Source organism: Cellulomonas sp. GbtcB1, from assembly GCF_019091725.1.
Classification (GTDB): Bacteria; Actinomycetota; Actinomycetes; order Actinomycetales; family Cellulomonadaceae; genus Cellulomonas.
Genome location: NZ_JAGXJG010000014.1, coordinates 25,404 through 49,156, shown reverse-complemented (window position 1 = coordinate 49,156; position 23,753 = coordinate 25,404). Strand labels below are relative to the sequence as shown.

Here is a 23,753-nt window from a genome sequence, read left to right as displayed (position 1 = left end):
GCTTCACCGGGGTGTGGCGCAGCTTGGTAGCGCGCCTCGTTCGGGACGAGGAGGTCGTGGGTTCGAATCCCGCCACCCCGACCGGTGAGAAGACGAAGGCCCGGACCGCACGGTCCGGGCCTTCGTCGTTCCTCGGGTGCGCGCCGGACCCGGTGCGCCGAACGCCACGGACGTCGGGCAGGGGCGCACGCCGGGCGAGTGGCGGGCCTCAGCAGCCCGCGTGCTGGTCCCGCCGCCCGCCGGGCCGGTCGCTCGAGTGGTCCCGCACCCCCGGCCCCTGCGCACCCGGCGCCTGCGGGTCCGCCGCGGGGCGCCGCGCAGCCGCGAGGCCCTCGGTCGCGATCCGGAACCGGTCCCGCCCCGCCTGCTTCGCCCGGTACAGCGCGATGTCCGCGGCGGCCAGGGCCGACCCCGCGGGCGCGCCGTCCGTGATCAGCGCGATGCCGGCGGAGAACGTCACGCCGGTGCCCTCCTCGGCCCACTCTGCGCGCAGCGCCCGCAGCATGTTCAGCGCCTGCACCGGCTCGGTGCGCGGCAGGATCAGCACGAACTCCTCGCCGCCGTACCGGGCCGCGTAGTCGCGGCGCCGCAGGTGCTCGTGGAGGACGTGCCCGAACCGCTCGAGCACGGCGTCGCCCGCGGCGTGGCCCCGGCTGTCGTTCACGCGCTTGAAGTGGTCGAGGTCGGCGATGACGACGCAGTCGCCCGGGACGGCCCGGGTCAGCCGCTCCTCGAGGTCGCGCCGGTTGGCGAGCGAGGTGAGGAGGTCGGTGCGCGCGTCGGTGCGGAGCCGCCGGCGCACGTCGCGCTGATAGGCGGTGGCGAGCGCGATCACCTGGGCCGTGCCCCACCAGGTCACGGCGTAGATCACGAGCCGCACCACGGCCTTGCCGTCCAGGGTCGACGCCATCGCGACGTACGCGCCGCACGCGGCCGGCAGCAGCGCGAGCGCAGCGCGCCCGGGGTGGAACAGTCCCGCGTAGACGAAGCACAGCGGAATCAGGCCGACGAAGGCGCTGGCGATGCCGGTGGTGGTGAGGCCGACGGCGCCGAGAGCGAGCAGCAGCGCGAGCGGGAACGCGAGCGTGCCCCAGCCGTCCCGGTGCCACCGCACCCGCAGGCTCACGCCCACCAGCGCGAGCATCGCGCCGGACATCGCGGCCAGCACCCGCAGCCCGTGCCCGTCGACCCCGAGGCACAACGCGCCGAGGATCACGACCGCCCCGCCGAACAGCAGCAGCACCCGCCCGGCGGCGGCCGCGCTGCCGCCCGCGCGCGCCCAGGCCGGGACGTGCGCGAGCAGGCGCACGACGACGGGCGCCTCGTGCGGCGCCCGCCCGTGTGCGCGGCGTCCAGGCGCGACCGGGGGCATACCCGGATGATCGGCCGCCGACCGGGGTCACTTCAGAGGATGGTTGAGATCTGCACCAATTCTCGACGTGATCCCCAGCACGCTCCCAGGGAGCGCCCGCGGCGGCTCAGCGCCAGCGGAACAGCCGCGCCGACAGCGGGACGAGCACGACGCTCCACCCCGCCATCACGAGCAGCTCGCGCACCGGCACCCCGGCGCCGACCCACCCGTCGAGCATCGCCTGCGACCCCGCGCCCAGCGGCGTCCACGCGGCGACCTCCTGGACGACCTCGGGCATGATCGGCAGCGGCAGCCACACGCCCGCGAAGAACAGCGACACGAAGTAGACGGTCATCCCGATGCCGGTGGCCGCGCCCGCCGTCGGCGCGCGCGCGGCGATGAGCGAGCCGACGCCGAACGTGGACGTGGCGGCCAGCAGGAACCCGGCGAGCACGACGCCCGGACGCTCCGGCGCGCTCACGTCGACGACGAGCATCCCGACCGCGAGCGCGAGCACGGCCGCCACGAGCAGCGCGGCCACGTTGACGAGGACCTGGGCGACCAGGAGGCGCGAGGGCGGCAGCGGGGTCGTCGACAGGCGGCGGAGCACCCCGGTACCGCGGTAGGTGGCGATCGTGATCGGGTAGACGGACAGCGCCACGGTGCCGACGGCCAGCGTCAGGACGATCGGCGTGTAGCCGGTGATGCCGTTGATCTGCGACAGCAGCGGGTCGTCCTCGCTGTACGGGGTCGACCCCCACGGCATCGCGAGGCCGAGCACCGCGAGGAGCACGGCGGGGAACAGGACGGCGAAGAACACGTTGGACGGCTCGCGCAGGGCGAGGCGCCCCTCGACGGCGGTGACCCGGGCGAGCACCCGGGGGCTGGTCGCGGACATGTCAGGCCTCCACGCGGTCGGTCGCGGACGGGGTGGCGGGGCGCGCTCCCGGGTCGGCCGGAGCACCGGTCAGCCGGACGAACGCGTCCTCCAGGGTGCTGCGCTGCACGCGCAGGTCGTCGGGCCGGACGCCGGCGCCGGCCAGGGCGACCATGACGTCCTGCACCACGTTGCCGGTGCCGCGGACCCGCACGGACCCGTCGGGCTCGAGGTCGACGGAGCCGACCGACCCGAGGGCGCCGAGCGCGGCCGCGTCGACCGGCGCGGACGGCCGGAAGACGAGCGTCTGGTCGGCCCCGACCAGGGCGGCGACCTCGGCGGGGGTCCCCTCGGCGACGACCCTGCCGGCGTCGACCAGCACCACGCGGTCGCAGAGCCGCTCGGCCTCCTCCATGAAGTGCGTGACCAGCACGATCGTCACGCCGCGCCGCCGCACGCGTTCGACGACGTCCCAGGTGTCCCGGCGCGCCTGCGGGTCGAGGCCGGTGGTGAGCTCGTCGAGGATCGCGAGCTCCGGGTTGCCCACCAGCGCCAGCGCGATCGACAGCCGCTGCTTCTGGCCGCCGGACAGCGCCCGGAACTGGGTGCCGGCCTTGTCGGCGAGCCCGAGGTCGCGCAGCAGCTCGTCGGGGTCCGCGGGGTCGTCGTAGAAGCAGGCGTACTCCTCGACCGCCTCGCGGACCGTGATCCGCAGGGGCAGCGCGGACTCCTGCAGCTGCAGCCCGACCCGCTCGCGCAGGGCGGCGCGGTCGGCGGCGGGTCCGGCCGGGTCGAGCCCGAGGACGCGGACCGTGCCGCCGTCGGGCTCGCGCAGGCCGCCGATCATCTCGACGGTGGTGGTCTTGCCGGCGCCGTTGCGGCCCAGCACGCCGACGATCTCGCCGCGGTGGACGGTCAGGCTGACGTCGGCGACGGCGACGGTGCGGCCGTAGCGCTTCTCCAGGTGCTCCGCGTGGATCACGGGGTCTGCTCCGGGCATGACGGGATCTCCTCCTCGCGTGGTGCGGGTGGGTCGGGTCGTGCGGGGGGTGTGCGGCGCGCCACCGCGGGCGCGTCGGGTCAGCCGCGGCGCGGTGCGATCGAGCGGCGGGTGGCGATCAGCCAGAACGCGGCGGCGAGGGCCGCCGTCATGACCGCGGAGGCGGTGAGGACCAGCGCGAGCGGGGTGGCCTCGCCGGTGCTGCCGAACAGGTCGGAGAACGGGACCCAGTCGTTCGAGTTGCCGACCAGGATGGTCATGGCCACCGACGGCCCGGCCGTGAGCGGCAGCGTGAGGGTGCCCCACCACCCGCCGGCGGTCGCGTACACGGTGCCGACCAGCAGGCCGCTGACGTAGGCGACGACGAACGTCGCCAGGTACGCGACGAGCAGGCTGCCGAAGCTCACGTCGGGGTCGAACCAGCCCTGGTCCTGCAGCGACCACTCCCACCCCATCGCGCCGTACCAGGCGCGCTCGGCCATCAGCCCGCCGGCCATGAGCACGGCGAACGCGACCGCGAGCAGCACCGCGGCGGCGAGCGCGCCGCGCACGTAGCTGCGCCGGGTCATGCCGCTCGCGACGTGCACCTGCGGGTACGTGGTGGCGATCCCGATCATGATCGAGAACGGGAACCAGACCCCGCTCTGCCGGGCGAACCAGATCGTCGAGGTCCCGACGTCGCCGACCGCGTCGACGACCAGGGGCACCGCGACGACCACGACGAGCACGATCGCCCAGTACCAGAGCGCCACCTGGCCGAACCAGGCGAGCAGGCACGTCGCCGTGCGCAGCACCGGGCCCTGCCGGGTCGCCGGGCGGGCGGGGAACAGGGTGCGGGTGGTGGTGCTCATCGGGCCCTCCCGAGCTCGCGCGCCGCGTCCGCGGCGCCGTCGGCGGTCAGGTGCACGAACAGGTCCTGCAGCGGCACCGGCCCCAGGTCCAGGCCGGCGGCCTTCGCGTTCGCGGCCTCGCCGTCCGCGAGCGTCGCGAGCACCGTGGCCTGCACGGTGCCGCCGAGCTGCTGGCGGCCGAGCACCGTCCGCCCGACGACGAACCGCTCGACCTCGCGGGCCGGCCCCGTCACCGAGACGCCGGTGACCCGCAGGGCGTCCGCGTCCTGCGCCAGGAGGACCCGCCCGTGGTCCAGGACCACGACGTGCTCGAGCAGCCGCTCGACCTCGCCGATCAGGTGGCTGGACAGCACGATCGTCCGCGGGTGCTCGACGTAGTCCTCGAGCAGCGCGTCGTAGAACGCGTACCGCGAGGGCGCGTCGAGGCCGAGGTGCACCTCGTCGAGCAGGGTCAGGTCCGCGCGGGCGGCGACGCCGAGGACGATGCCGAACGCCGACTTCTGGCCGCGGGACAGCTTCTGCGGCTTCGCGCCCGGGTCCAGCTCGAACCGGTCCATGAGCCGCTCCGCGACCTCGCGGGAGAACGCGGGCCGGCAGTCCTCGGTGAACCGGAGGTTCGAGCGCAGGGTCTCGGTGTCGATCACGTCGCCCGACTCCCGGACCAGCAGCACCCGCGGCAGGAGGTCGTCGTTCTCCCAGGGGTCCTCGCCGCCGACCAGCACCGCGCCGGACGTCGGGCGGCGGAAGGCCGCGGCCACGGACGCGAGCGTCGTCTTGCCGGAGCCGTTGCGGCCCAGCAGGCCGGTGATGGAGCCCGCCGGGACGGACAGGTCGACCGCGTCGAGGGCGGTCTTCCGGCCGTAGCGCACGGTCAGCCCGCGCGCCTCGAGCCCGAGGAGCCCGGCCGGGGCGGTCACGACGCCGCCCCGTCCTGCCGGTCGCCGGCGGTGCGCGCGGCGTGCGCCCGCAGGCGGGCGATGACGTCCTCGAGCGGGATGCCCAGCGCGCGGGCGTGGTCGGCCACCGGGTCGACCGTCTCGGCGAAGAAGGACTCCCGGCCCTCGGCGCGCAACCGGTCCGGGGCGCCCGGGGCGACGAACATCCCGACGCCGCGGCGCTTGTAGAGGATCCCGTCGTCGACGAGCTGGGCGAACGCCTTCGCGGCCGTGGCCGGGTTGATGCGGAAGGTGGTGGCGTACTGCGTCGTGCTCATCACCTGCTCCTCGGGCTGGAGGTCGCCGCGCAGGACGTCCTGGCGGATCTGGTCGGCGATCTGCACGTAGATGGGGTCGCGGCCGTCGAACACGGTCGGCCTCCTCTCGTGCGACTGGTTCAGTGGTTCGTTACTCCACTAATGAACCACAGGAGCGCGACCCGAGGCAAGACATGGCAGGAAGTTCGTCTTCGAAGCACTTGCTTCCGATTCGAAGCTTGTGTACCGTCCTCGATAGCGCTTCGAATCCGAAGCACCACGGAACGACTGAGGAGTCACCATGAAGGCAGTGCGGTTCCACGAGACCGGCGCGGCGGACGTCCTGCGCCACGAGGACGTCGAGCTGCCGGTCCCCGGCGCCGGCGAGGTCCGGGTCCGGGTCGCCGGCTCGGCGTACAACCCCGCGGACGGGGGCATGCGAGGCGGCTTCCTGCCGATCCCGATCACGCTGCCGCACACCCCGGGCTACGACGTGTCCGGCACGGTGGACGCGGTCGGCGCCGGCGTGACGGGCCTGGCGGCCGGCGACCGGGTCGTCGGCTTCCTGCCGATGGCGGCCGACGGCTCGGCGGCCGAGTTCGTCGTCGCCCCCGCCGAGGCGCTGGTGCCGGCCCCGACCCGGATCCCGCTCGCCGACGCGGCCGGACTGCCGTCGGTCGGGCTCACCGCCTGGCAGGCGCTGTTCGAGGCCGCCGACCTGGAGGCCGGTCGGCGGGTCCTGATCAACGGCGCCGGCGGGCCGGTCGGCGGCTACGCCGTCCAGCTGGCCCACCGCGCGGGCGCCCACGTGATCGCGACCGCCAGCCCGCGCAGCGCCGAGGCCGTCCGGGCCGCGGGCGCGGACGAGGTCGTCGACCACACCGCGACGTCCCTGCTGGACGCCGTGACCGAGCCCGTGGACGTCCTGCTCAACCTGGCCCCGGTCACCGAGGAGGGGTTCGCGGCGCTGGCCACCCGGGTCCGCGACGGCGGGGTCGTCGTGTCCACCACGCCGCGGGTCGCGACCCCGGAGGACCCGGCGCGCGGCGTGCGCGCCGTGACCGTGTACGTGCACCCGGACGCGGACGTGCTGCGGCGGCTCGTCGCGCTGGTCGACGCCGGCGAGCTGCGCGTCGAGATCGCGCGGCGCGTCCCGCTGGCCGAGCTCCCCGCGCTGCACGCGGAGGCCGACGCCGGCCGCGTGCACGGCAAGGTCGTGGTGGTCCCGGCGGGCGCGTGAGGGCCCGGGACGTCGGAGGACCCGCCGCCCGGCTCGTGGTGAGCCGGTGCGGCGGGTCCTCGCGCGCGCGGGTCAGGCGGTCGCGGCGCCCAGGCGGGCGGCCAGCAGCTCGGCGACCTGCACGGCGTTGAGCGCCGCGCCCTTGCGCAGGTTGTCGTTCGAGATGAACAGCGCCAGCCCCCGGCCGTCGGGCGCGCCCGGGTCCTGCCGGATGCGGCCGACCAGCGACGGGTCGGCGCCCGCCGCCTGCTGCGGGGTCGGGACGTCGGCCACCTGGACGCCCGGCGCGCCGGAGAGCAGCTCGTACGCGCGCTCCGGGGTGATCGGGCGGTCGAACTCGGCGTTGATCGACAGCGAGTGCCCCGTGTACACCGGCACCCGGACGCAGGTGCCGGACACCAGCAGGTCGGGGATGCCGAGGATCTTGCGGGACTCGTTGCGGAGCTTCTGCTCCTCGTCCGTCTCCAGGCTGCCGTCGTCCACCAGGTTGCCGGCCAGCGGGATGACGTTGAACGCGATCGGGGCGACGTACTTCTGCGGCTCCGGGAACGTCACCGCACCGCCGTCGTGCACCAGCGCGAGCGTGTCCTGCTCGACCCCGGCCCGCACCTGGTCGTCGAGCTCGCGCGCGCCGGCCAGGCCGGAGCCCGACACCGCCTGGTAGGTCGACACGACGAGCCGGCGCAGGCCGGCCTCCTCGTGCAGCACCCGCAGCACGGGCATCGCGGCCATCGTGGTGCAGTTCGGGTTCGCGACGATGCCCTTGCGCACCTCGTCGAGCGCGCCCGGGTTCACCTCGGACACGACCAGCGGCACGTCGGGGTCCATCCGCCAGGCGGACGAGTTGTCGATCACCGTGACGCCCGCGGCGGCGAACCGCGGCGCCTGCGCCTTCGACGTCGCACCGCCGGCGGAGAACAGCGCGATGTCGAGGCCGGTCGGGTCCGCGGTCTCGGCGTCCTCGACGACGACCTCGGTGCCGCGCCACGGCAGCGTCGTCCCGGCCGACCGCGCGGAGGCGAAGTACCGGATCTCGGCCACCGGGAAGTCGCGCTCCTCCAGCAGCCGGCGCATCACGGCGCCCACCTGGCCGGTGGCGCCGACGACGCCGACCCGCAGGCCCGCGCCCGTGCTCACGCTCTCGCTCATCGTCCGGTCCCTCCGTACACCACGGCCTGCTCGTCGGCGCTGTCCAGGTCGAACGCCGTGTGCACCGCGCGCACGGCGTCGTCGAGCTGGTCGGCGCGGGTCACCACGGAGATGCGGATCTCCGAGGTCGAGATCATCTCGATGTTGATGCCGGCGTCCGACAGCGCGGCGAACAGCCGGGCGGAGACCCCGGGGTGCGACTTCATGCCCGCGCCGATCAGCGACAGCTTGCCGATCGTGTCGTCGTACTGCAGCGACGTGAAGCCGATGTCGGGCTGGTGCTGGGTCAGCGCCGCGGTCGCGGCCGCCCCGTCGGTGGCGGGCAGCGTGAACGAGATGTCCGTCCGCCCGGTCGAGGCCACGGAGACGTTCTGCACGATCATGTCGAGGTTGACCCCCGACCCGGCGACGACCTCGAAGATGCGCGCGGCCTTGCCGGGCACGTCCGGGACGTCGACGATCGTGATCTTCGCCTCGCTGCGGTCGTGCGCGACGCCGGCGATGATCGGCTGCTCCATCGGGGCTCCTCCTTCGGTCGGGGCGTCCGTCACCAGCGTGCCCGGGTGGGTCGAGAACGACGATCGCACGTGCACGGGCACCCCGTACCGCCGCGCGTACTCAACGCAGCGCAGCACGAGCACCTTGGCGCCGCTCGCGGCCATCTCGAGCATCTCGTCGTAGGTGATGCGGTCGATCTTGCGGGCCGACGGCACGATGCGCGGGTCGGCGGTGAACACGCCGTCGACGTCCGTGTAGATCTCGCAGACGTCGGCGTGCAGGGCGGCGGCGAGCGCGACGGCCGTGGTGTCCGAGCCGCCGCGGCCGAGGGTCGTCACGTCGTTGGTGTGCTGGGTGACGCCCTGGAACCCGGCGACGATCGCGACCGCACCCGCGTCGACGGCCTGCTGGATGCGGCTCGGCGTCACGTCGATGATGCGCGCCTTCCCGTGCACGGAGTCGGTGATGACGCCCGCCTGCTGGCCGGTGAACGACTGCGCCTCGACGCCGAGGTTGCTGATCGCCATCGCCAGCAGCGACATCGAGATGCGCTCGCCGGCGGTGAGCAGGATGTCCATCTCGCGCTGCGGCGGCAGCGGCGTCACCTGCTGCGCGAGGTCGATCAGTTCGTCCGTCGTGTCGCCCATCGCCGAGACGACGACCACCACGTCGTCGCCCGCGCGCTTGGCCTCCGCGATCCGCTTCGCGACGCGCTTGATGCTGTCGGCGTCGGCGACCGAGGAACCGCCGTACTTCTGCACGATGAGGGCCACGGGAGGGAGCTTCCTGCTGCGGGGTCGCGGGCGCCGGGCGGCGACCGCCGGGGTCGGCGGAAGTCTAGGCCGCGGCGCAGCACGCACCCGCGGTCCGCCCGCATCGCGGGACCGTCAGAGCAGCTCGGCCCCGAGCCGCACGATCAGCACCGCGACGACCACCAGGAACACCACCCGCACGAACCCGCTGCCGCGCGCGACGGCGGTGCGCGCGCCCAGGTAGGAGCCCAGGACGTTCGCGGCCCCGACCATCAGGCCGAGCCGCCACAGCGGCGCGCCCTGCGCCGCGAACACGACCAGCGCGCCGAGATTGGTCGCGGCGTTGACGATCTTCGCCTGCGCCGACGCCTCGAGGAACGCGTAGCCCAGCACCCCGACCAGCGCGATCACGAGGAACGACCCCGTGCCCGGCCCGAGCAGCCCGTCGTAGAACCCGATGCCGGCGCCCAGCCCGAGCGCCACCAGCAGGTGGGTGCGCCCCTGCCAGCGCAGCGCGGTGGCCCGGCCGACCTGCGGCCGCGCGACGGTGTAGACCGCGACCGCCACCAGCGCGACGAGGATCACCGGGACGAACACGTCCTCGGGCAGCAGCGAGGCCAGCGCGGCTCCCCCGCCGGCCCCGACCAGGGCCGCGAGCGCCATCGGCCCCGCGGTCCCCAACCCGGGTTGGACGCGCCGGTAGTACGTCGCCGCGCTGACGGAGGTGCCCATGATCCCCGCGAGCTTGTTCGTCGCGAGCGCCTGCACCGGGCTGATCCCCGGCACGAGCAGCAGGGCGGGGAGCTGCACCAGGCCGCCGCCGCCCACGACGGCGTCGACCCACCCGGCGGCGAACCCGGCCAGCACCAGGAGCACCACGGTGCCGACCGTGAGCTCCAGGCCCGAGACCGTCACGCGGCGGTGCGAGGGGTGGTGCCGGGCGCCCGGTGCGCGGCGACCACCGCCGCGCCCGCGTGCCGGAGGGTCGCCGCGACGGAGGCCGCGCGCTCGGCGCCCCCGACGTACCCGGCGACCATCGCGCCGTCCCGCAGCACGACCAGCTCCTCGGCGGCGCCGACCGGGTCGTCCAGCCCGAGGTCCGCGAGGAGGTCGGCTGCGGCGGCGACCATCCACCGCCGGTGCTCCGCGACGACCGCGCGGACCGGGTGGTCGGGGTCGGCGTACTCGGCCGCGGCGTTGATGAACGGGCAGCCGCGGAACCCCGGCCGGCACGACTCCGCACCCAAGCCCTCGGCGTACCCACGGAGCACGGCCCCGGCGTCGTCGGGGTGCGCGGCGCGGACCGCGTCCAGTGCGGCGCGCTCCGCCGCGGCGACGGCGCTCAGCCAGGCCACCACCAGGGCGTCCTTGGTCGGGAAGTGCCGGTAGAACGTCACCTTGCTGACCTCGGCCGCCGCGATGACCCGGTCCGCGCTGACCGCGCGGATGCCGTCGGCGTAGAACAGCCGGGCGGCGGCGTCGAGGACGCGGGCGGCGACCGGCGAGGCGGGGCGCGCGCCGGCGGGCGCGGTGGCGGTCGCGGGGGGCGTCACGGGGTCCTCCTCCTCGGGGTCGGCGCGGCGGTCGGGCGGGCCGGAGTGCTCGCCGGTGAGCCAGTCTGGCACGCGCGACCGATCTGTGGCATACATAGACGTACTAGTTCGTCTACCTGGAGGTCGTCCCCATGAGCGCGCTCTACACCGCCACCGCCACCTCGACCGGCGAGGGCCGCGCGGGAGGCCAGGTCACCAGCGACGACGGCGTCCTCGACCTGACGCTCGCCGTCCCGGCCCCGATGGGCGGCCCCGGCGGCGGCACCAACCCCGAGCAGCTGTTCGCCGCCGGCTGGGCCGCGTGCTTCCACTCCGCGCTCAAGGGCGTCGCGTCGGCCGCCAAGACGCCGATCCGCGACTCCGCCGTCGTCGCCGACATCGGCATCCTGCCCAACGGCACCGGCGGCTACACCCTGAGCGCCGCGCTGCACGTCGAGATCGGCGGCGTCGACCAGGCCACGGCGGAGAAGCTCGTCGAGCAGGCGCACCAGGTGTGCCCGTACTCGAACGCCACGCGCGGCAACATCGACGTCCAGCTGGACACCACCGTCGCCTGACCCCGCGGCGGAAGCGGGCGGCGCGCCGCGCCACAGCACCCCGCGCACCCGGCGTACCCCGCACCCCGCCCCGAGGGCCCCGGCCCGCGCACCGCGCCACCGCGCACCGCGAGCAAGCACCCGACACGTCGAGCGAGCACCCGCCGGGTGCTCGCTCGACGTGCCCCCTGCCCCCTCGGCGCGCGAACCGCGGGCCTACGCTGGCCCCGGGCGGGCACGGGCGGGCGCCGGTTCGGCGCGTCGCGCACCGCGGGGGGTGCAGCGGGGTGGGAGCACGATGAGCGGCGGCGGCCGGGACGAGGCCCTGATCGCGGTGCGGCGCTGGCTGGCGGCCGGACGCGACGTGGCGCTCCGCGGCGAGCGGGGCATCGGGAAGTCCGCGACGCTCGAGGCCCTGCGCGCCGACCTGTCGGACCGCCGGCTGCCCGGCGTGCTGCTGCGCGCGAGCGGGCCGGCGCCGTTCGCGGCGGTGCTGGACCACCCCTCGGCGCCGCCGCGCGTCCCGGACGAGACCGGCTTGACCGCCTGGCTGGCGGACGAGCTCACGGCCCCGCGCAGCGTCCTGCTCGTCGACGACGTGGACCGGCTCGACCCCGGCACCCTGCGCGTCGTGCAGCGCGCCCTGGTGCGGACCGGCTGCCGGCTCGTCGCCGCGACCACGGCCGACCTGCTGCGCACCGCGCCCGGCGGACCGCGCGAGCTGCTCGTCGCCCGTGCGCCGGCCGAGGTCCGGGTCCCGCCGCTCGGCCTCGCGGCGCTCAGCGCACTCGTGGCGACCGTGCTCGGCGGGCAGGCGGACGCCGCGCTCACCAGCACCCTCCTCGCGCAGTCCGGCGGGAACCCCGGCGCCGCGGTCGCCCTGCTGTCGGCGGCGCGCGCCACCGGGGCGCTGCGCCGCGAGGCGGGCCGGCACGTCGACGACGGGCGGCTGCTGGAAGTGCCCGCGGACGCCGTCGCGGCGCTGTTCCTCGCCACCCTGGACGGTGCCCGGGTGGACGCGCTCGAGCGCCTCGCCGTCGTCGGTCCCGTCGCGCCCGGGGCAGCGGCGCAGCTGGTCGCACCCGCCCTGCTGGACGACCTGGCGGACCAGGGCCGGGTGGTCGAGAACGAGGCGGGCGGGGCCGACGCCCTGCTCGTGGTCGCACCGCCGGCACTGGCCCGGGCGCTCCGGGACCGGGTCGCACCGCCGCACCGCCGCCGGCTGCTGGCGACGGCGCGCGCCGCGGTCGGTGACGTCGTCGCCGTCGTCGACCCCCCGCGCCCGGACCTCACCGCCCTTCTCGCCCGGGACGCCGCCGGCAGCGCCGACGTCCTGCGGTGGAGCACGCAGGTCACCGGCGTCGTGCACGAGCGCGCGGCCGCGGCCGAGGCGGCCGCGCACGCTGCGTGGTCGGCCGACCCTCGGCTGGGCACCGCCACCGCGTACCTGGCGCAGCTCATGCGGCGGCCCGCACGCGACCAGATCGCCGCCGTGTTCCGCGACACGACCCGGGGCCCGGAGGACACCGACGACGACGCGCTGACGTACCGGTACTACCGCAGCAGGTGGGAGTCCTGGCGCGGGGACGACGCCCCGGAGGGCCGCGGCGACGACGCCGGCACCGGGGGTCCTCCGCCGGGCTCCGAGACCGACGGCTCCGGCCGGCTCGACGCCCTCGAGGACCTCAAGCAGCGGCTGGTCACGGAGATCCGGGACGGGCGGTCACCCGAGGACGTCGCCGCCGCCGACCCTCCGCGCGTCACCGCGACCGCCTTCCGCGGCGCCCCCGGCCCGCTGACCGCCGCCGCCCTGCTGGAGGCCGGACGACCCGACCTCGCCCTCGCCGTCCTCGACCGCGCCGACGACGCCGACCGCGGGCCGGCCCCCGACGCCGACGAGGTCCGGCACTACCGGATCGCCCTCCGGGGCGAGTGCCTCACCCTCCTCGGCCGGCTCGACGAGGCCGAGCGGCACGAGCGTCTCCTGCTCAGCGCCGCCTACGACGCGTACGACGCCTTCGGCATCCGGGTGCACGCCACCGTGCTCGCCGAGGTCCTCTGCTTCACCGGCGAGATCGAGGCCGCCTGGCGGGTGCTCAGCACCGCCCTGCGGCTCGGCCCCGCCGGCCCGATCGAGACGACCTACTACCGCCGCGGCCTGGCCCTCGGGGCCGTGCTGCAGGTGGGCGCGGGGAACGTCGACCTGGCACGCGCGCTCCTCCGCGAGCTGGAGAAGACGCCGCGGCTGTACCGGCCCCTGATCCGGTCGCTCCGCGTGGTCGGCGCGATCGCGGTCGCCGTGGCCGAGGGCGACCGGACGACCGGCGCCGAGATCGCCTGGCGCGCAGGCTCGTCCTACGCGGAGGCGGGGCTCCGACAGCCGGCGCTCGTCACGTGGGCGTTCGCTCCCCCGCCGCTCACCGCCGAGCGCGCCGCGGCCGTCCGCGCGACCCGTCGCGGCGTCGTGCTCCCGCTCCTGGACCCGTACCTCGACCTGCAGCTCGCGCTCGCCGACCGGGACGCGGCGGCCGTCGCGGCGGCGCTCCCTCGCGTGCATCCGCGCGTCACCAGCACGTTGACCGCCGCGGCGCGCGAGCTGCTCGGCCTGGACGACGGCACGGCCGCGGACCACCGCGCGGTCAGCACGGAGCCGCTGTCCGACCGGGAGCGCGAGGTCGCGGCACTGGGGAGGGACGGGCTCAGCAACCGGCAGATCGCCGAGAAGCTGCACCTGAGCGTCCGCACCGTCGAGAACCACATGAGCCGGGCGCTGCGGAAGCTCGGCTACCGGGCCCGGGGCGACCTCCGCCGGTGGACGGTGGCCTGACGCCCGAGCACCGCGCCGCCGCCGTGCGCGTCAGGGCTGCAGCGCGTCGTACTCCGCCTCGGCCGCCACGTCGTCGTCGACGTCGAGGCGCAGGTGCGCCAGCAGGGTCTGCAGCGTGCGCAGCACGCTCGCCGCGCGCTCGCCCCAGGTCGACAGGTAGGAGAACTGCCACCACCACAGCGCCTCGAGGACGTGGCCGCGCTCGTGGTGCCGCAGCCCCTGCAGCAGCGCGCCCGCGACCGCCACCAGGTCCCCCGACAGCGTGGACGTGGTGACCTCGCCGCCCAGGACGGGGTCCACCACCTCGGCATAGTCGTCCACGCCGTCGAGCACCTCGGCCAGCGCGGTGCGCAGCGGCTCGACGTCCGGGTCCGGGCCGACGTCCGGCTCGAACCGGTCCGTCGGCACGACGTCGACGATCGCCCCCAGCCGGGCACCCACCGCCAGCACGTCCGAGACGGCGAGCAGCAGCAGCGGGATCGCGGCGTCCGGGTTGCTCCCCGACGCCACCTCCGTGACCGTCGTGAGGAATGCGCGGCACTCCCGCGCCGTGGAGTCCGCGACGGCGCGCAGGTCGGCGGCCTCCGGGTCGAGCGCCAGGTCGTCCACCTGGGCCGAGTCGGTCGCCACGCGCAGGTCGTCCTCGGGTGCGGTCACGGGGGCCATGCTGCCCCTCCGGATCGCGACACGCCCGCCGGCGGGCTCGACACGCGGGGACGGCGAGCACCGGTGGGACGAACCGGACGGCGCGCGGGGCGCTCGCCGAGCGGGCTCGTCGGCAGCCCAGCACCGGGCACGACCCGGGCCCGGGCTCCGGCGTCAGGCGCTGATGCGGCGCCGACCCTCGAACGCCCGGCCGAGCGTCACCTCGTCCGCGTACTCCAGGTCGCCGCCGACGGGCAGGCCCGACGCGAGCCGGCTGATCGTCAGACCCATCGGCACGAGGAGTCGCGCGAGGTAGGTGGCGGTGGCCTCGCCCTCGACGTTCGGGTCCGTCGCCAGGATCACCTCGGTGACGGTGCCGTCGGCCAGCCGGGTCATGAGGTCCTTGATGCGCAGGTCATCCGGCCCCACGCCCGCGATCGGGTTGATGGCCCCGCCGAGCACGTGGTACCTGCCGCGGAACTCGCGGGTGCGCTCGATCGCGACGACGTCCTTCGGCTCCTCGACCACGCACAGCACCGCCGGCGACCGACGCGGGTCGCGGCAGATGCGGCAGAGGTCCTCCTCCGCCACGTTGCCGCACTGCACGCAGAACCGGACCTTGGCCTTCACCTCGGTCAGCGCGTCAACCAGACGGCGCACGTCCGTGGGGTCCGCCGCGAGGATGTGGAACGCGATCCGCTGCGCGCTCTTGGGACCGACGCCGGGCAGCCGCCCCAGCTCGTCGATCAGGTCCTGGACCGCGCCCTCGTACACGCCGCACAGCCTACGTCCCGCCGCCGACAACCTGCGGTGCCCGCGCATCCGGGTCGGAGAACCGGGGCGGGCGGCAGGTCGCACGAGGCGGGCGAGCCAGGCGGACGGGTCAGGCGGACGGGCAGGGCAGGCCGGGTCACGACCCGGAGGTCCGAACCCCCTGGGTCAGAACGGGGGTGGTGCGTCGTCGGGGTCGGCGGTGGCGTCGTGGGTCTGCCCGCTGCCGGGACGGGTGAGGTATCGGTGCCCGGTCGGGGTTATCCACTCGAACAGGCCGGGTTCGATCTGCCGCAGCCGGAAGCCGCCGTCGGTCTTGAGGCGGTGGTGCCGGTGGCAGACCGGTCCGAGGTTGTCCGCGTCGGTGCGACCCAGGGGCGCGTCGGGGTCGCCACCCGGTCGGGGGTGGAACTCCTGGGTGTGGTCGAGCTCGCAGCCGCAGGCCGGGACCCTGCACCCGGGTGCGGCGCAGGTCCGATCTCGGGTGCGGATGTGGTCGGCGAGCGCGGCGGGTGGTCGGTAGCGTTCGCGGCCGACGTCCAGGACCCGGTCGGTGACCGGGTCGGTGACGACGCGCTGCCAGACCCCGCCGATCGCCAGCGCCCTTGCCTGGACGGCGTCGATGGGCCCGTGGCCGTCGAGGTGCGCGGGCTGGTCGTCCAGGCCGAGCAAGGTGGACGCGGGGATGGTGATCCGGACCTCGGCGCCGGGGCGGCCCGAGCAGCGGGTGCAGCCGCGACGCGCGGGTGCGGTCGCGGCGGCGCTCGGCGCACGCACGAGGGCGGTGACCGCGACGGCGGGTGCAGCGATGCCGGTCGGCGCGTCGGGCGACGCGGCTTCGGTCGGCGCGTCGGACGACGCGGCTTCGGTCGGCGCGACGGGCGGCGCAACTTCGGGTGGTGCGCCCGCCGCAGTGGCTTGGGGCGGTGCGGTCGGCGACGTCGTGTGGGGCGGTGTGCCGGGCGGCAAGGCCGGGTGGTCGTGGGTGGGCGCGGGGTGCGTCGCGGTGCCGTCGAGCGGGGTCAGGGTGGCGACGGGGATCGAATCCACCGGGCGGGTGAGCACCACCCCGTCCCGGTCGGTGAAGGCCGCCCTGTTCCACGACCGCCGCGGCTCCGGCGGCACCCGCAGACCCGGCGACAGGTGGACCTGGAACGCCGGTCCGTCGGACTCCGGGACGTCGCCCACCACCAGGTCCCGCAGACCGTCGGCGCGCAGCTGGTCCAGGGTCCGGTCGTCGCCGAGGGCCTTGGCGGTCTTGGCGGCGTGAGTGAGGACCCCGTCGACCCGCAGCGCGTCCGCCGCGTCCAGGACCAGCCACATGGAAGCCATCCCGTCCGGCTGCGGACGCGGGTGGGACACCTTCCTCGTGCACCGGGCGCGCTCCCGGCGACTCGCGGCTCCCTCGGGGTCGACCAGCCGGATCTCCCGCTGCACGCGCTGCCGGAGCTCGGCGACCGAGCACTGGTGCGCGTCGGGCAGCACCGCGTCTTCGACCGCGTGCGCGACCTGGAACGACAGGTCCGCCAGCTCGGCCGTCAGGACCTGGGCCTTGCCGGCGTCGAGGTGCCCGACCTCCAGGGCTTCCCGGGTCGCGCCGAGCATCCCGTCCAGCACCAGCGCCCGGTGCACGGTCTTCGTCGCCGTGACTCGCGACCAGCCCAGGCGCATGGCGAGCTCGTCGCCGGCCACGCACGCCTGCGTCGGGGGCGCACCGGCCAGCGGCGACCACTCCGGGCTCATCTCCTCCCGGGAGGCGAGCTCGGCGATCAGGCCCAGGGTCCGGGCGTGCTGGTAGGACTCGATCCGGGTCTGCGCGGCGATCACCTCGACCACGATCGCCGAGGGCAGCACGCGCGGGTCCAGGCCCCGCAGCCAGGCGTCGAGCTCGGGTCCGGGCGGGCACGTCGCGATCGCCTCGATCTGCCGCTGCTCGCTGGTCCGCGGCGCCCCACCGGCCGCCACCACGGAGTCCGGGCCGAAGTGCGTCAGGCAGGTCCCGTCGGGCCCGTAGACCGGCAGCACCGCGTCGGCGATCGGGTCGCCGTCGGGGTGTTCCTGCAGGTCAGATGCCATGGATCGACACTACCGACGCCCACCGACACGACCCCGGCGGCCGACGCCCGCCCTGGGGACGGAGCACGGCCACCGCACCTGTGGACGACTCGGCGTTCCCCTCGAACGGCTCGCCGGCCGAGGGTCAGTAGCCCTCGTCGACCGGCTCGTCGATGACCGTCGCACCCAGCGCCTGGGCGAGGAGCGGGATGCCGGACAGGCTGCTGGAGCCGATGTCGGGGTCGTCCATGGACGGCTCGTCGTCGGCCCAGGTCACTCGGGGTGCGGTCGCGACAGCGCCCCCGCCCGCTGCGGCGGCCCGGGCTGCGGCGCGGACCCGGTCCGCGCCGCTCGTGGGCGCCGACGACGGCGAGACGGCCCCAGTCGGGCGCGCGGAGGACCCCGCCGCGTACGGGTCCGGGCCCGGGTCGGGGGGAAGCGGGACGTCGCGCGCCCAGTCGTCGTCCGGGGGCTCGGGAGCGCCCGGGTCGTCGGGGTGCGGGTCCCACGGCGGCGGCGCGCTCGGATCGGTGGCCGCGGGGCGGGGTGCGGGGCGGCCGTTCCCAGCTCCGCGCGCGGTCGAGCGCTCCTCACGGACGGCGGCGCCGCCCGATCCGGCGGGGCCCTCGACGCCTCCGCGAGCAGGCACCGCCGTCCTCGGGTCGGCGCCGGCCTCGTCCGCTGCTCCCGCCCGGCTCTCTGCACCGTCGCGCCCCCGAGCAGCAGATGGGGCACCCTGGACGGCGTCGCGGCCGGCGTCCGGGCCGCCGTCACGGCGCGGCCACTCGTCGCCGTCCGCACGCGGTCCGGCGGGGGTGCCGCGGTCGTCGCCGCCCTCGGGTCGCGTGTCGACGCGGGCGGTGGTGGTGCCGGACGAGGCGCGGGCGCCGCCGAGCGGGGCCACCACCGGCCACCCGTCGTCGGACACCGCGACGGCCGGCACCTGCTCACGCGCCACCTCGGTAGGGGCGGCCGGCGGGCCACCGGGCGCCACGGAGGCGTCGGGTCCCGGCGCCTGCTGCTCCTGCTGGTCGACGGGGAGGTCGGCCTGCCCTGCGCCCGCACCGGGACGGTCGGCCCGGCCCACGGCCGCACCGGGCTGGTCGGCCTGCCCCGCAACGGGCCGGTCGGTCTGGCCCCCAGCCGCACCGGGCCGGTCGGTCTGGCCCACGGACGCACCGGCGCGGTCGGCCTGCCCCGCGCGGGCATCAGGGCCGTCGCCGGACGGGCCGTCGGCCCCGGCCCCGGCCTCGGACCGACCTCCCGCCGCGGGCGTCACGGTGGCGGAGGACCAGGGATCCGCCGCGTCGGGGTCGTCGTCCGCGGGCGTGTCGACGCCGGACGGACCCGGCGCAGCGGTGTCGTGCGGCGCGCGTGCCGCCTCCACCGGGCTGGGCACGGGAGCGGCGACGGGCGCCGGTCGAGCGGCGTCCCAGGACGCCGCGGCCTCCGCCGCCGACGGCGCGCCGCCTCCCCGACCCGCGGGCGAGGGAGTCGCGGGACCGGGCCGCCCCGCGGCCGGACCGCCGTCGCCGGACAGCACCGGCTCGACCTTGACCGTGAACCCGAGCGTCTCGCGCACGGCCTGCTGGACCAGGTCGGCGTGCGGGCCGGACCGGAACGCCGACGCGAGCCCGGGGGCGCCGAAGCCGAGCTTGAGGGTCGTGGCGTCGAGCTCGACGACCTGCGCGTTCTGGCTGATCAGCACCCAGGTGGTCTTCTTGAGCCGGGCCAGGGTGTCGAGGACCTCGGGCCAGCGGCGGCGGAGCATCTCGGTGTCGCCGCCCCCGGGGGCTCCGACTGGGCGCTCCGGCGGGGCCACCGGCTCGGCGGTCGGGACGTCGTGCGCGACCGGCGCGCGCTCGGCCGTGGGGGCGACGGCCGGGGCGGGCCGGTCGGAGACGTCGGCCGACGCGGGACCGTCCGCCGGACGCCGCTCGTCGGTCGGCGCCGGACCCTCCGCCGGGCGTCGCTCGTCGGCCGGCACGGGAACGGCGGGACGCCGCTCGTCCGCCGGGGCGTCGCCGTCCCCGGTCGGGCCGTCGACGGCACCCGCCTCGGCAGCGGGAGCCGCCGGGGTCGACTCCGCGGCGTCGTCGACCAAGCCGGCGCCGTGGGCCGCGTCCGGGGTCACCGGTGCCCCGTCGACGTCGGCGGCACCCCGCGGCGTCGACGCGGCGGTCGTCGCCTCGGGCAGCGGAGCCGGCGGCGGCGTCACGACGGCCACCCGCTCGACGGGAGCGGCGGGCGCGAACGCGGGAGCCCCGGCAGCGGCGGGCGGCGCGGCGGACGCCGTCGGCGCACCCCCGGGACCCGACGCGACGCGCACGCCCTCGCGCTCCAGCCGGTCGACCCGCGCCCCCAGGCCCGAGGCGGAGTCGTCGAGCGCGGGCAGGAGCAGGCGCGCCATGAGCAGCTCGAGGTGCAGCCGGGGCGAGGTGGCGCCCGTCATCTCGGACAGCGCGGCGTTCACGAGGTCGGCCGACCGGGACAGCTCGGCCGCACCGAGGTGCGCGGCCTGCTGCTGCATCCGCGCCATCTGGTCGCCGGGCACGTCGCGCAGCACCGCCGCCGCGGCGTCGCCGGAGGCGGCCAGCACGATGAGGTCCCGCAGCCGCTCGAGCAGGTCCTCCACGAACCGCCGCGGCTCGTGACCGGTCGAGATCACGCGCTCGACCACGCGGAACGCGCTCGCGCCGTCCCGGGCGGCGACCGCCGCCACGAGGTCGTCGAGCAGCGACGCGTGGGTGTAGCCGAGCAGGGCGACCGCGTCCTCGTAGACCAGCCCGTCCGGGCCGGAGCCGGCGATGAGCTGGTCGAGCACGGAGAGCGAGTCGCGGACCGAGCCGCCACCGGCGCGCACCACGAGCGGCAGCACCCCGGAGCCGACGGTCACGCCCTCGGTGGTGCACAGCTGGTCCAGGTAGCCGACCATCACGTCCGGCGGCACGAGCCGGAACGGGTAGTGGTGCGTGCGGGACCGGATGGTGCCGATGACCTTGTCGGGCTCCGTCGTCGCGAAGATGAACTTCACGTGCTCCGGCGGCTCCTCGACGATCTTGAGCAGCGCGTTGAAGCCCTGCGGCGACACCATGTGCGCCTCGTCGAGGATGAACACCTTGTACCGGTCGCGCGCCGGGGCGAACGTGGCGCGCTCCCGCAGGTCGCGAGCGTCGTCGACGCCGCCGTGGCTGGCCGCGTCGATCTCCACGACGTCGAGGCTGCCGGGGCCGCCGCGGGCCAGCTCGACGCAGGACTCGCACACGCCGCAGGGGGTGTCGGTCGGGCCCTGCGCGCAGTTGAGGCAGCGGGCGAGGATGCGCGCGGACGTCGTCTTGCCGCAGCCTCGCGGGCCGGAGAACAGGTAGGCGTGGTTGGTCTGCCCCGAGCGCAGCGCCTGCCGGAGCGGCGCGGTGACGTGGTCCTGGCCGACGACCTCCGCGAAGGTCTCGGGCCGGTAGCGGCGGTACAGGGCTGTCGTCACCCCAGAACTCTAGAGGGGACGGCCGACATCCCGGGACCCCGCTGGAAGGACCTGGGGACGGAGCCCGTCGAGCGGTCGAGACGCACGGGGACCCGGCCACGCCGCGGTCGACACGGCCCCTGACACGTCACGCACGCGTCACCCGATCCCACATGTCGGACGCGATGTTCCATCCAGCGAGACACGCGGCTAGGTTCGCCGTCATCGCGGGCCACGTCGGCCCGCCCGACGCCCGAGGAGGAGGCAGCCCGATGCGCCAGCACGCCACGACCACCTGCCGCCCCTCGATGTGCGCCGCCGCGCGGGCCGTCGCCTGTCGCTGTACCGCCACGGCCTGACCGCGAGCGGTACCGGCGACCGACCGAGCCGCCACCCGGGCCACGGCCCGGCCCACGCCGTCCCGGCGCCCGCGCCCCGTCGCCCCCGCGCCACCCCCGGCCCCTCCCCCGCGAGGCCGCCGGTCCACGGCCCGGCGACGCGCACCCCGCACCACCCCCCGACCCCCGCAGCACCCCCGACCCGGCACGTCCCCCGCCGGGCCCACCCGAGAGGCACACCCCCATGAAGCGCAGACTGACCGCCTGGATCGCCGCGATCGCCGCCACCGCGTCGCTCGCCGCCTGCGCGTCCGGCGGCGGCGAGAGCTCGGCCGGGGCCACGGCGACCGCCGACGCGGACAACCGCGTCACGGTCCGCGTCGGCGTCACCGACAAGGCCCAGGAGTACTGGACGACGTTCACCGACCTGGCCGCGGACGAGGGCATCGACGTCGAGCTGGTGAACTTCACCGACTACACGCAGCCCAACCCGATCCTCAGCTCGGGCGACCTGGAGCTCAACCAGTTCCAGCACCTGCTGTACCTGGCGAACTACAACGTGAACTCCGACGACGACCTGCAGCCGATCGGCTCGACGGCGATCTACCAGCTCGGCCTCTACACGACCAAGGGCTACGCCTCCCCGGAGGACGTCCCGGAGGGCGCCGAGATCGCCATCCCGAACGACGTGGTGAACCAGGCCCGCGCGCTGCTGGTCCTGCAGTCGGCCGGCCTGATCTCGCTGGTCGACGGCGGCAACGCGTTCTCGACGCCCGCCGAGGTCGACGAGGCCGCGTCGAAGGTGAAGGTCGTCCCGGTGGACGCCAACCAGACGGCGGTGCAGCTGCAGAGCCTGGACGGCGCGATCATCAACAACAACTTCGCGACGGACGCGGGCATCGACCCGACCACCGCGATCTACTCCGACCTCGAGGACACCGACACCGCGCGGCCGTACCTCAACCTCTGGGTGGCCCGGGCGGAGGACGCCGACAACCCGGTGTTCCAGCAGCTCATCGACATCTACCACTCGCCCGAGGTCACCGACCAGCTGGTGGAGGAGAACGGCGGCACCGCCGTGGTCGAGGACGTGCCGGCCGACGAGCTCCAGTCCGACCTGGCCGACCTCGAGGACCTGGTCCGCGAGAACGCCTGAGCACCGCGGGCGACCGACGGCGCCGGCCCCCGCGACGGGGTCGGCGCCGTCCGCGTGCGGGGCGCCGCGACCCCGCTCGGTGGCGGGACCGCGACCCCGGTGGCACCGTGATCGCGCGGCACCCGGGTGCCGTGAGACCCGCGGACGCGGCGCTCCCGGCGGGTGCTAGGGTCGCCCGCGTCCGCCCCCACCCAGGGACAGGAGTCGAGCACGTGAGCACCCACGCCGCTTCCGAGCGCCGCGCGCAGCCGATGCGCGCCACGGCCGGGGCGTCCTGCGGGCTCATGTGCTGTCGCCAGCGAATGTGCTGACGCTGCACCCTCGCAGCACGGCCCTCCCGCGGCGGACGTCCCGCCCGGCCCGACGCTCCTGAGCGAGCCGACCGGCCCGACCGGACACCTCCTCCCGGCCCCGATCCCCGACGGCCCGCCGTCCGGCCCGGGCCCCCCGCCGGTCGGCCGAGACTCCGGCGCCGCGGCCTGGCCGCACGCCACCGCCCCGCGGGCCCGGCCACCGGCCCGCACGGGGCTCGCCCCGAGCCGAGCCCCACGCTCAGATCCACCGGAAGGCAGCACCACCATGAAGCGCAGACTGACCGCCGCCCTCGCCGCCCTCGCCGTGGGCGCCCTGGCCGCCTGCTCCGGCGGCGAGCCCGCGGCCGCCCCGACGACCGCGGACCCGGACAACCCGGTGACCGTGCGCGTCGGCGTGACCGACAAGTCGAAGGCCTACTGGACCACGTTCACCGACCTGGCGGCCGAGGAGGGCATCGACGTCGAGCTGGTGAACTTCACCGACTACCAGCAGCCGAACACCGTGCTCAGCGAGGGCCAGCTGGAGCTCAACCAGTTCCAGCACCTCCTGTTCCTCGCGAACTACAACGTCAGCGCGGACGACGACCTCGCGCCCATCGGCGCGACCGTCATCTACCAGCTCGGCCTGTACACGACCAAGGGCTACGCGTCGCCGGACGAGATCCCGGACGGCGGCGAGGTCGCCATCCCGAACGACCCGACCAACCAGGCGCGCGCGCTGCTCGTGCTGCAGTCGGCCGGGCTCATCTCGCTGAAGGACGGCGGCAACGCGCTGTCGACCCCCGCCGAGATCGACCAGGCGGCGTCCCGTGTGAAGGTCGTCCCCGTCGACGCCAACCAGACCGCGATCCAGCTGCAGGACCTGGACGCCGCGGTCGTCAACAACAACTTCGCCGCCGACGCGGGCATCGACCCGACCACGGCGATCTACTCCGACCTCGAGGACACGGACACGGCCCGCCCGTACGTGAACATCTGGGTCGCGCGGGCCGAGGACGCCGACAACCCGGTGTACGCGGACCTGATCGAGATCTACCACCGCGACGAGGTCATCGGCCAGCTCCTGGAGGAGAACCAGGGCACCGCGGTCGAGCAGGACCTCAGCCCCGAGGAGCTGCAGGCCAGCCTCACGGAGCTCGAGGACCAGGTCCGCGCCGCGGGCTGACGCACACGGTGCGCCGGGCG

General features: G+C 75.9%; 19 protein-coding genes and 1 tRNA gene. 6 read left to right on the top strand and 14 right to left on the bottom strand.

Annotated features, from left to right (window positions below):
- Window positions 1-7 precede the first annotated feature (7 nt).
- Window positions 8-81, top strand: a tRNA-Pro gene (locus KVT14_RS07365).
- Between the two features lie 127 nt (window positions 82-208).
- Here KVT14_RS07365 and KVT14_RS07360 read toward each other — a convergent pair.
- The 6 genes from KVT14_RS07360 to KVT14_RS07335 form a co-directional block, all read right to left on the bottom strand.
- Window positions 209-1,372: a diguanylate cyclase gene (locus KVT14_RS07360; RefSeq protein WP_217615059.1), complete on the bottom strand. Its 1,164-nt coding sequence runs from the start codon at window positions 1,370-1,372 to the stop codon at window positions 209-211.
- Window positions 1,373-1,478: 106 nt separating this feature from the next.
- Window positions 1,479-2,249, bottom strand: coding sequence for an ABC transporter permease (locus KVT14_RS07355; protein ID WP_217615058.1), 771 nt, complete (start codon window positions 2,247-2,249; stop codon window positions 1,479-1,481).
- 1 nt (window position 2,250) lies between these two features.
- A complete protein-coding gene (locus KVT14_RS07350) occupies window positions 2,251-3,228 on the bottom strand; it encodes an ABC transporter ATP-binding protein (protein WP_217615057.1) in 978 nt (325 codons plus the stop codon).
- A gap of 80 nt (window positions 3,229-3,308) precedes the next feature.
- Window positions 3,309-4,079 (bottom strand): hypothetical protein, encoded by a 771-nt coding sequence (locus KVT14_RS07345; RefSeq protein ID WP_217615056.1) that lies wholly within the window; start codon window positions 4,077-4,079, stop codon window positions 3,309-3,311.
- Complete coding sequence (locus KVT14_RS07340) at window positions 4,076-4,996, bottom strand: ABC transporter ATP-binding protein (protein WP_217615055.1); 921 nt, start codon at window positions 4,994-4,996, stop codon at window positions 4,076-4,078. Before KVT14_RS07340 ends, KVT14_RS07345 begins: the two co-directional genes overlap by 4 nt.
- Complete coding sequence (locus KVT14_RS07335) at window positions 4,993-5,385, bottom strand: GntR family transcriptional regulator (protein ID WP_217615054.1); 393 nt, start codon at window positions 5,383-5,385, stop codon at window positions 4,993-4,995. Before KVT14_RS07335 ends, KVT14_RS07340 begins: the two co-directional genes overlap by 4 nt.
- A gap of 187 nt (window positions 5,386-5,572) precedes the next feature.
- Between KVT14_RS07335 and KVT14_RS07330 the strand changes: the two genes are divergently transcribed.
- Complete coding sequence (locus KVT14_RS07330) at window positions 5,573-6,511, top strand: NADP-dependent oxidoreductase (protein ID WP_217615053.1); 939 nt, start codon at window positions 5,573-5,575, stop codon at window positions 6,509-6,511.
- A gap of 72 nt (window positions 6,512-6,583) precedes the next feature.
- On the opposite strand, the gene KVT14_RS07325 is transcribed toward KVT14_RS07330, so the two are convergent.
- From KVT14_RS07325 to KVT14_RS07310, 4 genes are all read right to left on the bottom strand, one after another.
- Window positions 6,584-7,660: an aspartate-semialdehyde dehydrogenase gene (locus tag KVT14_RS07325; RefSeq protein WP_217615052.1), complete on the bottom strand. Its 1,077-nt coding sequence runs from the start codon at window positions 7,658-7,660 to the stop codon at window positions 6,584-6,586.
- Window positions 7,657-8,931, bottom strand: a complete 1,275-nt coding sequence (locus KVT14_RS07320) for an aspartate kinase (RefSeq protein ID WP_217615051.1) — start codon at window positions 8,929-8,931, stop codon at window positions 7,657-7,659. Before KVT14_RS07320 ends, KVT14_RS07325 begins: the two co-directional genes overlap by 4 nt.
- Window positions 8,932-9,045: 114 nt before the next feature.
- Window positions 9,046-9,825 carry a TSUP family transporter gene (locus KVT14_RS07315; RefSeq protein ID WP_217615050.1) on the bottom strand — a complete coding sequence of 260 codons (780 nt, stop codon included), beginning with the start codon at window positions 9,823-9,825 and terminating at the stop codon, window positions 9,046-9,048.
- On the bottom strand, window positions 9,822-10,535 hold the full coding sequence (locus KVT14_RS07310) for a helix-turn-helix domain-containing protein (RefSeq protein ID WP_308160942.1): 714 nt from the start codon (window positions 10,533-10,535) through the stop codon (window positions 9,822-9,824). The genes KVT14_RS07315 and KVT14_RS07310 overlap by 4 nt, the downstream gene beginning before the upstream one ends.
- 59 nt (window positions 10,536-10,594) lie before the next feature.
- On the opposite strand from KVT14_RS07310, the gene KVT14_RS07305 reads away from it, so the two are divergent.
- Window positions 10,595-11,020 carry an organic hydroperoxide resistance protein gene (locus KVT14_RS07305; RefSeq protein ID WP_217615048.1) on the top strand — a complete coding sequence of 142 codons (426 nt, stop codon included), beginning with the start codon at window positions 10,595-10,597 and terminating at the stop codon, window positions 11,018-11,020.
- 277 nt (window positions 11,021-11,297) lie between these two features.
- Window positions 11,298-13,826, top strand: a complete 2,529-nt coding sequence (locus KVT14_RS07300; protein WP_217615047.1) for a LuxR C-terminal-related transcriptional regulator — start codon at window positions 11,298-11,300, stop codon at window positions 13,824-13,826.
- Window positions 13,827-13,856: 30 nt separating this feature from the next.
- Here KVT14_RS07300 and KVT14_RS07295 read toward each other — a convergent pair whose 3' ends face one another.
- The 4 genes from KVT14_RS07295 to KVT14_RS07280 all read right to left on the bottom strand — a co-directional run bounded on the left by KVT14_RS07295 (window position 13,857) and on the right by KVT14_RS07280 (window position 20,781).
- Window positions 13,857-14,426: a DUF5063 domain-containing protein gene (locus tag KVT14_RS07295; RefSeq protein WP_246855361.1), complete on the bottom strand. Its 570-nt coding sequence runs from the start codon at window positions 14,424-14,426 to the stop codon at window positions 13,857-13,859.
- Between the two features lie 219 nt (window positions 14,427-14,645).
- Window positions 14,646-15,245 (bottom strand): recombination mediator RecR, encoded by a 600-nt coding sequence (gene recR / locus KVT14_RS07290; RefSeq protein WP_147794914.1) that lies wholly within the window; start codon window positions 15,243-15,245, stop codon window positions 14,646-14,648.
- 165 nt (window positions 15,246-15,410) lie between these two features.
- The gene (locus KVT14_RS07285) at window positions 15,411-17,318 is read right to left on the bottom strand and encodes an HNH endonuclease signature motif containing protein (RefSeq protein ID WP_217615046.1); all 1,908 of its coding nucleotides are present in this window, start codon (window positions 17,316-17,318) and stop codon (window positions 15,411-15,413) included.
- Window positions 17,319-17,442: 124 nt separating this feature from the next.
- The gene (locus tag KVT14_RS07280) at window positions 17,443-20,781 is read right to left on the bottom strand and encodes a DNA polymerase III subunit gamma and tau (protein ID WP_308160941.1); all 3,339 of its coding nucleotides are present in this window, start codon (window positions 20,779-20,781) and stop codon (window positions 17,443-17,445) included.
- Between the two features lie 561 nt (window positions 20,782-21,342).
- Between KVT14_RS07280 and KVT14_RS07275 the strand changes: the two genes are divergently transcribed.
- Together KVT14_RS07275 and KVT14_RS07270 are read left to right on the top strand one after the other, a co-directional pair.
- The gene (locus KVT14_RS07275) at window positions 21,343-22,254 is read left to right on the top strand and encodes a MetQ/NlpA family ABC transporter substrate-binding protein (protein WP_217615045.1); all 912 of its coding nucleotides are present in this window, start codon (window positions 21,343-21,345) and stop codon (window positions 22,252-22,254) included.
- Window positions 22,255-22,833: 579 nt separating this feature from the next.
- Complete coding sequence (locus tag KVT14_RS07270; RefSeq protein ID WP_217615044.1) at window positions 22,834-23,733, top strand: MetQ/NlpA family ABC transporter substrate-binding protein; 900 nt, start codon at window positions 22,834-22,836, stop codon at window positions 23,731-23,733.
- The last annotated feature ends 20 nt before the right edge of the window (window positions 23,734-23,753 follow it).